Raw genomic sequence first — 14,350 nt, 5'->3', positions numbered from 1 at the left:
GGAGATCCCGCTCCCGCCGCCTATCGCTTACGCTCCGCTTGGGCCTGCACCAACTGCTACTGCACTCGCGACCACCGTTCTCCACTCCCGGTACCAACGAGGCCACCCGGACGCTCACTCCGGTCGGCCGAGCAACCACCGGAGCATCTCTATGGGTTTCCGCCCCTTGGCACGGAGCCTGGCCCCGTTGCCGGAAGAATCTCTGCCTGGCTTCCTGCTACGGCTCTCCAGCCGACTCGAGATGCCGCCCAGTTGGCTCGCGGTCCGATGCGGCCTCACTGAGCACTCGGTGCACAACGCCCGCATTCCAACCCTGCTTCTGCAGGAGCTCCCAGGCACCGTGGCCGAGAACTTCGCCCTGGCCACGGGGCTCGACCTCGCCGAAGTCAAAGCGCTGACATTGAGACGGTTCGAGTTTCACTATTCGCCTCTGCGAACCGCGTACCGTACCCCGCACCGTACGACCACCATGCTCAGCACCCGCTGGGCCATGGAGTTCTCACCGCGCTACTGCCCCCCATGTCTACGCGGCAACGGTAGCGCGATCCAACAGGCATGGGGCGGCCCGTGGAAACTCCAGTGGCATCTGCCCGTAGCCTTCGTCTGCCCCCAGCACCACCGTCTGCTGGAATCGGTCTGTCCTGGCTGCCGACGGCAGCTCAACACCTCCAGCTCGGGACGCTTCAACCTGATCACCAGCCCCGGCACGCGTCTGCACGCATTGCAATGCCGTAATCGCATCGAGGACGCGGCATCCAGGGCCTGCGGAAATCTCCGCTGCGGTACTCGCCTCGACTATGCCTCAGACCCGCCGCCTGGCCTGACCGCTTCCGATCTCGACCGGCTGCTCGCCCTCCAGCAACGCATCGACCGACGTCTCTTCGGAGACCAACAAGAACCGGACGGCACCTCGTACTTCGAGGACCTGATCCTGGCCGCACACCTGATCACTCTCAGCTGGCCGACCGCTGCAGACCTCATCCCCTCTCCCTACCTGCAGACACGCCTCGACGAGCACGCCGCACCGATCGCTGAACTGATCCAGGCTGGCCAAGCCATGGGGATACCCTCCCGCCGCACCGGTGCCCGTGCAGCCCCTGCGGACACCTCGCAACGAGCAGCACTGCTGCTGGCGGCCGACACTTTGCTCGGCGAGCGGGACCAGACATCCCTCCGCGAACAGATCCGGCCGTTGGTCCAAACCGTCCGGTCCCGTGCCCCGATGTACTACGGCCAGATCGCCCGGTCACTCAATATCTCCCCTCGCTTCGCCCAAGCCCTGGCGACGAAGAGCTATGGCACCCACGGGCACCGCAGTCTGCGGACACCGCCCCGGAAGCACCGGTACTCGGTTGAGGAGGTCCCGGCCTACCTGCCGAAGGTCTGGTTCGACACATACTTCGACGGCTTCCTCGACCACATGCCAGAAGATCAACGCCCCAGGATGCGCGCGCTACGCCGAGCCGCCTCTCTCCAGCTGGTGAAACTCGCCACCGGACTCTCTTGGCATCGATGCGCCGAGCCTCTCGGCCTCACTCCGAAGATGGCTGCCAAGCTCCTGGCCAACCTCGCCAAGCGCTTCGAACCTGTAAAGCTATGGCCTGAGTTCGACCGCCGAGTCGACCAGATCGCAGATCACCTCGATGTCAGCGACGAACGGATCAACTATGCGAACCGCCGTCAGGGCCTGGCCGAGTGGCGCATGCCGAGTGAAGAGTGGCACCTCCTGACCGGCGGGATACCGCGCCTTCGAAGGCTTTCACGGGTTGCGTCCATGGAAATGGTGTACGGGTTCGACCTGATCCGGGGGTTTGCTCCGGCGTTGGGCTGATGCCCGCATAGATGAACGGCCACCGGCTGATCTTCGAGGTGTCGAAGCCCGAAGGAGATCAGCACGATGACCGCACCCGACAGTCTGCCCCTGCATGCACTCGCCGAGGACAACCTCGCCGCGGCGAGTCCCGATCTGCTGCGCGCGATGGTCAAGACGTTCGCCGACGCGCTCATGTCCGCCGAAGCCGACGCCCTCTGCAATGCCGAATACGGGCAGGTCAGCGACGAGAGAGTCAATCATCGCAACGGATATCGCCCGCGTGAGTGGGACACCCGCGCCGGCACCGTCGAGCTGGCCATCCCCAAGCTCCGCAGCGGGAGTTACTTCCCGCACTGGCTCCTGGAACGCCGTCGCCGGGCCGAGCAGGCCCTCATCTCGGTGGTCGCCACTGCCTACCTGCTCGGTGTCAGCACTCGGCGGGTCGAGAAGCTCGCCGAGTCCCTGGGCGTCACCCAGCTGTCGAAGTCCCAGGTCAGCGCTATGGCCAAACACCTGGACGAGCAGGTCGCCGCCTTCCGCAACCGGCCACTGGAGGCCGGACCCTACGCATTCGTCTGGGTCGACGCGCTGACCCAGAAGGTCCGCGAGGGCGGCCGCATCATCAACGTCCACGCCCTGATCGCGGTCGGCGTCAACGCCGACGGCCACCGCGAGATCCTCGGCCTGGACGTCGCCACCGCCGAGGACGGCGCCGGCTGGCTGGCGTTCCTGCGCTCGCTGATCGCCCGCGGACTGTCCGGCGTCCAGCTCGTCATCTCCGACGCCCACGCCGGCCTGGTCGACGCCATCGGCGCGGTCCTGCCCGGCGCGAGCTGGCAGAGGTGCCGCACGCATTACGCCCGCAACCTGCTCAGCCAGGTCCCGAAATCGGCCCAGCCCTGGGTGGCCACGCTGCTGCGGACCGTCTTCGAACAACCCGACACCGACGCCGTCCAGGCCCAGATGCAGCACGTTCTGGACGCGCTGGAGGCCAAGTTCCCCAAGGCCGCAACCCACTTGGACACCGCCCAGCACGACCTGCTGGCCTTCACCGCCTTCCCGCGCGAGATCTGGCGGCAGATCTGGTCGAACAACCCGCAGGAACGGCTCAACAAGGAGATCCGCCGCCGCACCGACGTGGTCGGCATCTTCCCCGACCGCACGGCCGTCATCCGCCTGGTCGGCGCCGTGCTGGCCGAACAGAACGACGAGTGGACCGAGGCCCGCCGCTACATGGGACTCGACTTGCTCGCCAAGGCCCGCCTCCACCCGATCGAGTCAGAAACCGACGAGACCGACCTGCCCACCGAACTCACGGCATAGCCTCAAATCGAGATCACCGAGTGGCCGTCGATACACCACTCCAGCGGACGTGACCGCTTCACGAGCAGGTCGGCCCTGACGTCGGAACCGCCCTCGCATGGGGCGAAGCCACTCAGGGCGAACCCTCCTACAGCCCCATCGTCCGTGAATCCGAGCGCAAAGACAGGGACGTCACCTCTCTCACCAAGGAAATCTTCCTTCTTCAAAGAGACGACATGGGCGGCGCCCGACTCCATCTCCGTAGGCGACTCGACGCCTACGCGGCACAGCTGGCGAGCGCCTGCGACCGTGAGACCGACCGCCAGGTCAGTATCGACGACATCCTCTCCGAGGCAGACCTCGATGCGAAGACCGGCAGGCCGCACACTGAACGACGACGCAGCGGTAATTCAGACTGAAACTGTCGATCATCGTCCGCCGCGAGAACACACGTCCCGAGCCCTCGCGGTGCCCCCTGTCCACGAATCCGGTGTCAACTGCAGCACATGATTTCGCCGATGCCTGAACCTCTGCGCGACTCAACTCGGGACTTCCTGCGACCAGAACCTGGCCCTCCACGTCTCCGTGCGCACGATCAAACGAGCAGAAATCGCGTAAGGAAAGTACTCCCAAACCTCTGCAACTCAGAGAAAGTAGCAGGTCAGCTACCTGACACAGTCGGCGCGCCAGACCCGCTACCCACTGGCCCGCGACTTCAGACCGGTGCCAACTATCCCGCTTTTGTGCCAACTAAAAAGCCTCGTCACAAGCAGGCTAGCGCCGCACCCTCGGCATCCCCAGGCCGATCCAGGAGATGATCTCGCGCTGGATCTCGTTGTTGCCGCCGCCGAAGGTGAAGATGACCGCGGAGCGGTAGCCGCGCTCCAGTTCGCCGTGCAGGACGGCGCCCGCCGAGCCCTCCTTCAGCGGTCCCGCGGCCGCGACGATCTCCATCAGCCAGGCGTAGGCGTCCCGGCGGGCCTCGGAGCCGTAGACCTTGACGGCGGACGCGTCCTGCGGGGTGAGCGTGCCGTCCTCGACGGCGCCGACCATCTGCCAGTTGAGCAGCTTCAGCGCGTCGAGCCGGGTGTGGGTGCGGGCGAGCAGCCGGCGCACCCAGGGCAGGTCGGCGACCCGGCGGCCGTCGGCGAGCTTGGTTTCCATGGCCCAGCGCTGCACGTCGTGCAGGGCGCGGATGGCCATGGTGCCGTGGGCGGCGAGGGTGACGCGTTCGTGGTTGAGCTGGTTGGTGATCAGCCGCCACCCCTGGTTCTCCTCGCCGACGCGGCGGGAGAGGGGGACGCGGACGTTCTCGTAGTAGCTCGCGGTGGTGTCGTGCGAGGCGAGCGTGTTGATGACGGTGCAGGAGTAGCCGGGGTCGGAGGTCGGCACCAGCAGCATGGTGATGCCCTTGTGCGGCGGGGCAGCCGGGTCGGTGCGCACGGCCAGCCACACCCAGTCCGCGGTGTCGCCGTTGGTCGTCCAGATCTTCTGTCCGTCGACGACGTACTCGTCCCCGTCCCGCACCCCCCGGGTCTTCAGGGAGGCGAGGTCGGTGCCGGCATCGGGCTCGCTGTAGCCGATCGCGAAGTCGATCTCGCCGGACAGGATGCGCGGCAGGAAGTACGCCTTCTGCTCCTCGGTGCCGTACCGCATGAGCGTCGGGCCGACCGTGTTCAGCGCCATCAGCGGCAGCGGTACCCCGGCCTGCGCGGCCTCGTCGAAGAAGATGAACTGCTCCATCGCCGTCATGCCGCGCCCGCCGTACTCCTCGGGCCAGCCGACGCCGAGCCAGCCGTCGGTGCCGAGCCGGCGGATGGTGTCGCGGTAGAACCGCTTCTGCGCGACCGGGTCGGCATACCGGGCGTAGGCGTTGTCCGGAACCAACTCGGCGAAGTAGGCGCGCAGTTCGGCGCGCAGTCGCTGCTGCTCGGGCGTGTGGTCGAGGTGCACGGCGCCTCCAGGCTCCCCACGGGCGGTCCTGACGGCGCACACCGTAGAACGTGTTTCAGAAATAGGGAATGACGCGCCCTGGGGGAATTCCGCTGAAGGTCCCGCGAGGCTCCGCAGGAACGCCGGGGGCCGGGGGTCAGGCGAGGCTCCGCAGGAATTCGGAGCAGGCGTCGGCGCAGGCGCGGCAGCCGGCCGCCGCCGACTCGGCACCGGGCTGCTCGTCGAAGGCGCGGGCGCACTCCAGGCAGACCGAGCGGCACCACTCCAGGCGGACCCGGATCTCACCCTCGTCCTGCCGGCCCTCCTCGCCGAGCACGTGGCACGTGGCGTCACACACTTCGGCGCACATGATGCCCAGCCTGCGGACGCGCTCATGGCGGTCACTGCCGTCCGGGTCGACCAGGCTCGCGCTCACCGCACAGGCCCGGGCGCACTCGGTGCACGCCTGGGCACAGGCAAAGCGGTCCTCCAGGAACCGGTAGAGCTGCTGCGCAGTCGGCGATGTCACACCGTGCGGGTAGCCCGGGGCACAGAGCCACAAACCACTGCACGGGAACGGAGGGCGCCCCGGACGCGCCCGGACGGGTTGTCGACAGGAGCCGGGTCGCCGTCCGTCCGCCACCGGTCACGCATAGTGTCCGGTTCGTCCGGTTCTGTGTGGGGTATTCCTGTCCTATGAACACTGCATCGATGCAGCTGGCCGCGACGAGCGGCCTGATAGTCCTCGTGCTGTTCGTCGTGATCGGCCTCGGCGTGGTGGTGATGCTCGCCGGCGGCTACTGGATGACCTCACGCGTCAGGTACCGCGAGTCGCCTCGGCCGCGGCCCGAGGAACAGCCCACGCTGCCGCCCGAGGGTCCGGTGCGCGAGGTGCGCGAGAACAGGGATTACGAAGAGGTCCCCCAGACCCCCGAGGGGGGCCGCCCCCTCACCCCGTACGAGCTGCGCAACCAGGACTCCCGGCCGAGCCCCTCGAAGGAACGTCCGCGCTGGAGCCGGGGTTCCAGCGGCTCGTTCGGCGGCGGCGGACTCGGCGCCCACTGACCGTCTACCGGGCGGCGTCCAGGCGGCCGACGCGGGCCACGTTCTGCCGGTCCTCGGGGTCCTGGCTGGGCTCGCCGGCGAACCAGGCGTCGAGGATCTCCTTCAGCAGGGGTTCGGAGGTCAGGCGGAGGCTCAGCGCGAGGACGTTGGCGTCGTTCCAGCGGCGCGCGCCGTCCGCCGTGACGGCGTCCGTGCACAGCGCCGCGCGCACGCCGGGCACCTTGTTGGCCGCGATGGACGCGCCCGTGCCGGTCCAGCAACACACCACCGCCTGATCGGCGCCCCCCTCGGCCACGTCCCGGGCGGCCGCCTCCGAGCAGGCCGCCCACTGGGGATCCGCGCCGGGGCGCAGGGCACCATGCGGGTACACGTCGTGGCCGCGCCGCCGCAAGTCCTCGACGAGTGCGCGGGCGACGGGTTCGTCCATGTCGGAGGCGACTGAGATGCGCATGGGGAGAGCGTAGCCGGGCTGCGGTCAGGGACCCCTTGTCGGATGTTGCCGGATGCTATCGGATACCGAGTGCGGACCGGCTGTGGCTGGGCGCGCCCGCACGGCGGCAGCCAAGAATCAGACACCGCCACGCATCGGACACCGCCCCGCGCCCCCGCGGGACGGGTCCTTACGGCTGATCCGAGCGCTGTGCCGGAGGCACGCCTCCGCCCTCCCCGCCGCCCTTGTCGCCCTTGTCCGAGCCGTGCGGGCGGGCGCCCGCATCGCGGCCGGCTGCCTGCCGGGCCTTCAGCTCGCCGCTGGACTGCGGGGTGGCGCCCCCCTTGTCACCGCGGCGCCGTTCGGGCTGCTGCGGATGGGCCATGCGCCGGACTCCCTCCAGGTGGTGCGTGGTGTGGACGAGGTCCGGGTTCCCGGGACGGTCCGGGTTGCCGGGACGGCCAGGGTCACCCTCACCCTCCTCGGCGGGCGCGGCGGAACCGGTCACCGTCCGGTGGAGGTGTTCGAGGGCGTCGAGGAGCACCGAGCGGTGGTACCAGCTCAGCCAGACGGCCGTGTCGGAGGCCAGCAGACCGAGGGCCTCGGCCTGGGCGGCGGTCGGCCGGTGCCCGGCGTCGGGCCAGTGCAGGGTGATCACGCCGGTGCAGGAGTCGGCCGAGGACAGCACCGGGATGCTCTGCAGGGCTCCGGTGCCCGTGCTCAGCAGGACGCGCCGGGCCTCCTCGGAGAGCAGCGCGTCGGCGGCCACGTCCGGCACGCTCACCCGGCGTCCGCGCAACCGGGCGAGCGCGTCCGGCGTGCCCTCGTCGCGGCCGCGCACCAGATGGTCGAGAAACGGTTCCGCGCAGCCGTGGTGGGTCTCCAGCATCAGCGCGTTGACGGCCGGGTCCGCGAACCGGACGTAACCGGCCGGCGCCCGCCCGACGGCCAGCGCCTCGTGCAGCACGGCGTCGATCATCTGCCGCCGGTAGCGGGGGTCGCGGCCGTCGCGGGCCAGGATCCGCAGCTGCGGCACGGGCAGGGAGCGGCGGCCCGGGAACCACACCTCGCCGTCCGGGGGCCGGGCCGCGACCACGGCGGAGACGAGGACGCGCAACGGCACGTTGAACCGCTGCGAGGCCTCGCGCAACGCGCGGAAGGCGGTGCCGGAGTCCGGCAGTCCGTAGCGGACCATGAGCACGCCCTGCGCCATGCCGATGACCGGGGCGGTGCGCACCCGGGCGCGCAGCGCACGGACCTCCTTGCGCAGGTCCTCGTAGCTCGGCCGCAGCGGATCCGCCATCTGCGACCGCCAGGCGGGCAGCTCCTCCACCCGGGAGGCGGCCCTGGCCAGCTCCCGCAGTGCCTCGTCGAGGGTCGCGTAAAGGCGGACCCCGTCCAGGCGGGCGAGGTGCACCGCCTCGCGCACCCCGGGCCGGGCGCGCACGATGACCAGGTCCGGGCGTCCGGTGCGCGCCCGGGTGGCCTCGCTGAGCGTGTGCAGCACGGCGGCGCCGCCGAGTTGCACATGGGCCATGTCCAGGACGGGCCGCAGCCCCGCGCGGTCCGCCTTTTCGAGGTGGCCCCGCAGCTCGACCGACCAGGCCTGGGCGCCCGCGGCGTCGAGGCTGCCGGACATGCGCAGCAACAGCGCCGCCTCGGCGGGCAGTCCGTCGACGACGGACGACTCGATGACGAGCGGTGCCGGGGCGGCGGACGGGTCGGAAGAGGGATTCATGGCATCACCCGGACATGACGGTGCGACGAACTCGGGCGGCCTCTTCCTGACCACTGCGCACGGTGCGGGTCCGGCCGCGGTCCGCCATGCCCGCCGCGCCCGCCACGCCGGACGGGGCGGGCCGGTGTGCTCACCAAGCGGTGCCGCCGGGCCGCGGGTCGGCGCGTCTGGGGGCCTCCAGGGTGCTCAGGGCGGACGCCATGGTGGCGTGCACCCGGACGCCCGGCAGCGCCGCGGCGCGCAGCGCCTCCCGCACGTGCGGCCGGGGCTGTACGACGGGCAGGGCGCGGCCGGAGAAGGCCAGGACCCCGGTGGCCCGGTCCACGGCCCGCACCGCGGCCGCGCAGGCGAGGTACACCTCGGTCATGTCCAGCACGGCGTGTTCCCCGGCCCGGTCGGCCTGGGCGATGTGCTCGGCGAGCGTCTCGGAGAACTCCGTGGCGTTGGTGGCGTCGACGGTGCCCCGCGCCTTCAGGACGCTGACGGCGCCGGCCTCGGACCGGTGCTCGTGCACGGTCTGCAGGAGCAGCGGGGCCGGGCCACCGGGGCGGCCCCGGGCACGGGACAGCTGACCTTTTTCCATGGACATCGGGCTTCCTGGATGGGGAAGGATCAGCCAGCCGCGTCTTGACCGGGAGGTTCACTGTGCCCCCGCCCCACGCCTGATGCAACGATTCTCCCCGGGCGTGTCGCACCCGGGACGGTTCAGCCGACACACCGCCGGGCGGGTGAGGCCCGGCGGGCCCGCTCCAGCGCCGTCGGCCGGGTGAGGCCTGTCGGGCCCGCTCCCGCGCCGTCGGCCTGCGGCCCAGGTCGGGCGACACCGGGGCGCGCCGGCCCAGTACCCGAGGTCGAGCGGTGGCCCGGCGCCGTCAGCGGCACGTCGCCGTCGCACTCGGGCCGCTCCTCCACGGCGGCCGCGCCGCATGCCAGGTTCGTCAACTATCAACATCAAAGGGGCCTCCCGTCCGCCGACGGACGCCAGTTGCTGCCCAAAGCGACGGCGCCCCGGTCACCAGCGTCACCCGGCACGCCCCCAGCACAACCCAGGCCGGCCCTCCGCCCCTCCCTCTCAGATCCACGGCCGCGCGTTCTCCCCACCTCCGGAGCTGGAGCGGGCGCGTCGGCGGCCCGCTCGGCGCAGGAGGCGGAACGCCTAAAAAAGGGTCAGTGGCCAGAACAGCGCGAAGCACCACAGCAGTGCGGGGTCCGAGGTGCGGACACCCATGACGGCAGCGAACGCCGCGGCGATGCCCAGCAGCAGCACCGCCACCGGCAGCCACACCTCGCGCTGCGTGTCGCCCATACGGCGTGCGAACCTGCGGTCCTGCCTGAGGCGGGCCTCGATCTGCAGCAGCACGACCCGTTCACGCAGCGACAGCCGTACCTCGTCGTGCTTCTCCCATGTCTCCCAGTCGTCCACGGCAACGGCACCTCCTCCGCCGACCGGCGGTTTCCGTCCCCGGACGCCCGAGTTCCCTGTACGGCACGGCCGATGCGGAGCCGCACCGTTCGGAGCCCCACTCGCCCACCTCCCGATCAGCGGCCACTGAGGTTGAACCCGTGGAGGACCGCTGAACCTGCAGAGCAGCGTGACTGTTCAGTATCGGCGCAGCAGCGGCCAGAGCATGGACCATGGCCGGTCCGGCCCCGCGCACAGCACGACGGCCGCGTGCTGCTCCTGGTTCGCGATGCCGTGCCCGTTGTCGACGCGCGCCACCGTGCGGCAGGCGGTGAAGTGCTGCTCCAACTCGGGATAGCCCGCCGGGTGGACGAGGAGCACCGGACCGGTGGCGGTGGCCGGTGGCGGGCCCCAGGCGTGCAGGCCCATGTGGCCGGAGTACGGTGCGGGCAGGCCGAGCGCGGGCCCGTACCGGGCGATGGCCCCGGCCTCGCCGTAGTTCGCGGTCAGCAGCACGGCGGTGGCCCGCTGGTCGGCGGGGATCGTCTCCCAGCCGGTGGCGGTGGCGCGGGTGAGCTGTGGCCAGCCGACCTCCTCGCCGAGGTCGGGGTCGACGGCCATGGGCACGGTCAGTGCCGATGCAGGCAACACCGGCAGGGCGGCCAGGGCGCTGGTGAGCAGGGCCGCGAGCAGTACACCTGCCAGCTTGGCGCGGTGCTCGCGAATCCAGTGGGCATAGGGCTCGCAGCCGGCGGCGGCGATCGCGTACAGCAGCGGAATCGGGTAGTAGCCCTTGCCGCCGCCGGCCAGCACCAGCAGGCACAGCACCACCCAGGCCACCGCGACCGGTCGGGCCCAGCGCAGCTCCGGTCGGCGCACCAGCCGGCTCAGCCCGGTCAGCCACAGGGGTGCCAGCACCGGCGAGAACTGGAGCAGCTGCATCGGCAGGGCCAGCACGCGTCCGCCGATTCCGACATCGGCGCCGATGCCGTGAGCCACCGTCAGCTCGGGCCAACCGCGCACGGCCTGCCACCACAGGGTCGGGATCGCGAAGGGCAGCGCGGCGAGGACGGCGGTCAGCGGGCCCAGCAGCGCGCGTGGACGCGGTACGAGGAAACCGCGCGGTCCTGCCGTCAGCGCTCCCAACGCCAGGGCCGGCAACAGCCCCAGCACCAGCAGCTTGTTCAGCAGCGCGATCCCGACCAACGCTCCCAGTACAGGCCACCAGCGGAATTCACCCGTGCGCGACAGTCGGAGCGTCAGCAGAACGACCGCCAGCCAGACCGTCAGGTCGAAGGTCGCGGTGGAGAGCAGGTGGCCGATGCCGAGCGTATAGCCCGAGCAGGCCGCGGCTGCTGCCGCGAGCACCTGCCCGCCGTGTCCGGCGCCCAGTTCTCGGGCGATCAGCGCGGTGAGCGTGATCGTGACCGCGGTGAGCAGCGCGGGCACGATCCGCACGCCGGTCGGGGTGGAGCCGAAGAGCTCCGCGCCGAGCCTGGCCAGCAGCGGGGTGAGCGGGGGCTGGTCCGGATAGCCCCAGGCCGGGTGCCGGCCGACGAGCAGGAAGTACAGCTCGTCGCGTTGGAAGCCGTAGCGGCCCGACAGTGCGATCAGCAGCGCCGCGGCCGCTGCCGCGATCCCCCCGACCGGCCTGGCTGCGAACCGCTGCAGGCACGGCTGCGCATCCCCCCGAACGTGCATGTCGGCATTCTGTCAGCCCGGACGGGGCCGCAGAAGGCCCCGGAAGGCAATGAGAAAGCGTCCCCGCGCCCTCGACACGAACTGCGGCCGGCCTGCGAGGTCAGCCGACTAGCAGGGTGTCGAGCCAGTCGAAGGTGCGCTGGTGGAACAGGAACATCGCACCCTCGTGGCAGTGCTCGCCCGCGCCTTCGTCCTCACGGAAGGAGATCAGCTCCTTCTGGCATGTCAGCTCGTCGAACAGACGCTGCGGCTGCCCCTTGAAGAACTGGTCGTTCTCGGCTTCGAGGACGAGTGTCGGGCAGGTGATCTGGTCGGCGATACCCGCCATGGTGTACTCCTCGGTTGCCTTGACCAGCTCGTCGATGCCGGAGACGCCGAAGGTCCACCGGCCGTTGCGCACCACCCATCGCACCATGGTGTCCTGCGCCATCAACGCCTCCATACCGCCGGGCAGCGCAGCGGCACGGCCCGCGGTTGCGGCGATGACCGCGTGGAAGTCGTAGACGCCGTCGTACAGCACACACGCGGCGAGGCGGTGCTCGAAGGCCGCCGCCCTCGCGGCGAGGTAGCCGTCAAGACTCATGCCGATCAGCACGAGCCGCTCGCCGTCCACCTCGGGTGCGGTGAGCGCGAAGTCGACGACCGGGGTGACCACGGCCTCCCAGTCCGGCCGGAAGTGCAGGCCCTGCTCGCGGACAGTGCTGCCCTGGCCGGGGCCGTCGAACGCGATGACGTTGTAGCCGCGCCGCAGCGCGCCTGCGGCCAGCGCGAAGTAGTCCTCCTCGAGGGTGGAGTCGTACCCGCCGTGGAAGAGCACGGTCGGGCGCGGGGTGCCGGAATCGTCGGCGAGGAACAGGTAGCCGGGAAGCGTGGTGTCCTCGTAGGGGATGCGCAGGGCGCGGGCCGGGGTGTCGAGCAGGGCGGCCGCGTCGGCGAACGTCTGCTGGGAGGCCTTGGCCAGCCGCGCCGACTCGGCGTCGGCGGCGGGGTTCTCGCGGCGGTAGAAGTCGGCGGTGCGGTAGTAGTTGGACGCGCGCAGCAGCGCCTCCCGGGCGCTGACCCGGTGACCGGCGGCCAGCGCGTCCCGGCCGATGCGCTCGATGCGCGCCGCGGTCGCGGCCCACTGGGCCGACCAGGCCTCCTCGTCTCCCTCCGGGATCTGCCGGCAGGTGACCAGGACCTCGCCGAGGTCGGCGCCGGCATACGCGGCGTAGCCCGCGGCGCGCAGTGCCTCGAAGGAGAAGGACTCGTCGTCGTAGAGGAATTTCATGATCGACTCCCTTGGGGATGGGCCGGCGCTTCCACTTGACATAGACGATCCAGGGCGTGCGAAAGCTCCTGGCGCGCAAGTCCCGGAGCCAGCCAGGTCCTGAGACAACGCGCCCTGGAGCGGGGCTACGAGGCGGTGACCGGGAGAGTCAACAGTGTTCCGAGCCAGGCGCGTCGGAGAGGCACGGCCGCTATTCCAGCCACATCCCGTCGCGCATGATGACTCTCCCGCGTAGTTCTGCCTCGCCGCGCCAAGCGCGCACCGTCCTCGGGACCACGCGTACATACAGGAAGGAACCCTCTTCCACGCGCGGGTCCCAGCCGAACTTGTCGGCGAACGCCTCCGCTGCACCTTCGGGCACCTCCTGGTCCGGGAAGCACTCCGCCTCACCCTGGAGCAGCACCACGTCGAAGGTGTCCGGCAGTGACAGGCGCACGCGCGGCTCTTTGCGGAGGTTCCGCGCGGTCACGGAAGCGGCGCTGGTGCACATCCACACTGCTCGCCCGTCCCACGAGAACCACAGCGGCACCTGGTGCGGCCCGTGCTCAGGGTGAGCCGTCGAGACCCATACGTCCCGCTCGGCAACGAGCCGCTCCAGAACCTCGCGCACACGCTCCGCCGTCTGCCGGCGAACGATTCCTGTGGTCTCCATGAGGACCGACCCTAGCCAGGCAGGCGCGAAGCGCGCCTGAGGCGCAGGACCTACTCCCAGCGACCGATGAACCTCTCAGCTCTTCATCGATGCGATCGGGCGCCCGCAGTTCAGGCAGCGCGCACTGCTCCTTGCCCCGGTTCCGGTTCGGTGACGTCCTTGCGAGTGACGGAGAGGAACACGACGAGCCCGAGGATGACCGCCAGGAACAGGGAGCTGGTGATGACGGTGCCCAGGCCGAGGCCGCCGTCGCCGGTGGGCTGGGAGAGGTAGTCACCGATGGACGCACCTAGGGGACGGGTGAGGATGTAGGCGATCCAGAAGCTCCACACCGCGTCCAGGTCCAGTGAGAAGTGCGCGATGGCCACCGCTGCGATGGCGGCCGCGAACAGGAAGGCGGACAGCCAGTACCCGAGGTCCAACTTCTCGGCGACCAGGTCGCCGGCGGAGGTGACGAGGGCGAAGGTGAACAGGACGGCCGGCCAGTAGAACGCCTCGCGGCGGGTGGTGTCGATGCGGTGGATCGACAGGGTTCGCTCGGTGCGGTACCAGGCGGCGAAGACGATCGTCAGGGTGATCGCGAAGACCGTGGTGGTGGTCTCCGGCGTCACGCCCATGGTGTCGGTGAGGTTGTCGCTGACCAGGGTGCCGACGATGCTGATCAGCGCCACGGCGAGCCAGTACACGCCCGGGCGGTGACCCCTGGACCGGAATTGGACCACCAGGACCATGGCCAGCAGGGCACTCATCAGCACCGACACACCGGTCAGCCCCAGACCGGCCTTCTCGTTGAGCAGGTCGGCGGCGGTCTCGCCGACCGTCGTGCAGAGCACCTTGATGGTCCAGAAGTAGACGGTGACTTCGGGCACCCTGCTCCAGCGCACCCGCTGCCGGGCGGGAGCCGGCCGGCCTTCAAAACCGCCTGGCTCTCGGACGTGTCGTAGGCCATGATGCCCGACCGTGCCACCCGGCACCTGAACACATCCTGACTGCCGCCGTGGACCACCCGCCTCGCGCTGCTCTACCGGTCGGCTCCCTGAATCGG

12 protein-coding genes and 1 pseudogene are annotated in these 14,350 nt (G+C 70.3%); 3 read left to right on the top strand and 10 right to left on the bottom strand.

The annotated features are described in order from the left end of the window. Nucleotides 1-151 precede the first annotated feature (151 nt). Both ACWC2T_RS34325 and ACWC2T_RS34320 read left to right on the top strand, forming a co-directional pair. Nucleotides 152-1,831 (top strand): TniQ family protein, encoded by a 1,680-nt coding sequence (locus tag ACWC2T_RS34325; protein WP_450674243.1) that lies wholly within the window; start codon nt 152-154, stop codon nt 1,829-1,831. A 66-nt stretch (nt 1,832-1,897) separates the two neighbouring features. Then, nucleotides 1,898-3,136 carry an IS256 family transposase gene (locus tag ACWC2T_RS34320; protein ID WP_450674242.1) on the top strand — a complete coding sequence of 413 codons (1,239 nt, stop codon included), beginning with the start codon at nt 1,898-1,900 and terminating at the stop codon, nt 3,134-3,136. Nucleotides 3,137-3,889: 753 nt separating this feature from the next. Here ACWC2T_RS34320 and ACWC2T_RS34315 read toward each other — a convergent pair. Next, on the bottom strand, nt 3,890-5,068 hold the full coding sequence (locus ACWC2T_RS34315; protein WP_450674241.1) for an acyl-CoA dehydrogenase family protein: 1,179 nt from the start codon (nt 5,066-5,068) through the stop codon (nt 3,890-3,892). A gap of 136 nt (nt 5,069-5,204) precedes the next feature. Further along, nucleotides 5,205-5,576, bottom strand: a complete 372-nt coding sequence (locus ACWC2T_RS34310) for a ferredoxin (RefSeq protein WP_450674240.1) — start codon at nt 5,574-5,576, stop codon at nt 5,205-5,207. Nucleotides 5,577-5,743: 167 nt separating this feature from the next. On the opposite strand from ACWC2T_RS34310, the gene ACWC2T_RS34305 reads away from it, so the two are divergent. Beyond that, nucleotides 5,744-6,112 (top strand): DUF6479 family protein, encoded by a 369-nt coding sequence (locus ACWC2T_RS34305; protein ID WP_450674239.1) that lies wholly within the window; start codon nt 5,744-5,746, stop codon nt 6,110-6,112. Between the two features lie 4 nt (nt 6,113-6,116). Here ACWC2T_RS34305 and ACWC2T_RS34300 read toward each other — a convergent pair whose 3' ends face one another. From ACWC2T_RS34300 to ACWC2T_RS34265, 8 genes and pseudogenes are all read right to left on the bottom strand, one after another. After that, on the bottom strand, nt 6,117-6,563 hold the full coding sequence (locus tag ACWC2T_RS34300; RefSeq protein ID WP_450674238.1) for an RpiB/LacA/LacB family sugar-phosphate isomerase: 447 nt from the start codon (nt 6,561-6,563) through the stop codon (nt 6,117-6,119). 169 nt (nt 6,564-6,732) lie between these two features. Then, nucleotides 6,733-8,280: an ANTAR domain-containing protein gene (locus ACWC2T_RS34295; protein ID WP_450674237.1), complete on the bottom strand. Its 1,548-nt coding sequence runs from the start codon at nt 8,278-8,280 to the stop codon at nt 6,733-6,735. Between the two features lie 130 nt (nt 8,281-8,410). Beyond that, nucleotides 8,411-8,869 carry an STAS domain-containing protein gene (locus ACWC2T_RS34290; RefSeq protein ID WP_450674236.1) on the bottom strand — a complete coding sequence of 153 codons (459 nt, stop codon included), beginning with the start codon at nt 8,867-8,869 and terminating at the stop codon, nt 8,411-8,413. A 567-nt stretch (nt 8,870-9,436) separates the two neighbouring features. Beyond that, nucleotides 9,437-9,703, bottom strand: coding sequence for a DUF3040 domain-containing protein (locus ACWC2T_RS34285; protein ID WP_450674235.1), 267 nt, complete (start codon nt 9,701-9,703; stop codon nt 9,437-9,439). 177 nt (nt 9,704-9,880) lie between these two features. Next, nucleotides 9,881-11,383, bottom strand: coding sequence for an ArnT family glycosyltransferase (locus tag ACWC2T_RS34280; RefSeq protein ID WP_450674234.1), 1,503 nt, complete (start codon nt 11,381-11,383; stop codon nt 9,881-9,883). A gap of 100 nt (nt 11,384-11,483) precedes the next feature. Further along, nucleotides 11,484-12,653 (bottom strand): alpha/beta hydrolase family protein, encoded by a 1,170-nt coding sequence (locus tag ACWC2T_RS34275; protein ID WP_450674233.1) that lies wholly within the window; start codon nt 12,651-12,653, stop codon nt 11,484-11,486. A gap of 190 nt (nt 12,654-12,843) precedes the next feature. After that, on the bottom strand, nt 12,844-13,305 hold the full coding sequence (locus tag ACWC2T_RS34270; protein WP_450674232.1) for a pyridoxamine 5'-phosphate oxidase family protein: 462 nt from the start codon (nt 13,303-13,305) through the stop codon (nt 12,844-12,846). A 110-nt stretch (nt 13,306-13,415) separates the two neighbouring features. Continuing rightward, nucleotides 13,416-14,254 (bottom strand): annotated as a pseudogene (locus tag ACWC2T_RS34265) (COG4705 family protein). Nucleotides 14,255-14,350 lie beyond the last annotated feature (96 nt).

The organism is Streptomyces sp. NPDC001393 (assembly GCF_053597455.1).
This window is presented reverse-complemented; position numbering and strand designations above follow the sequence as displayed.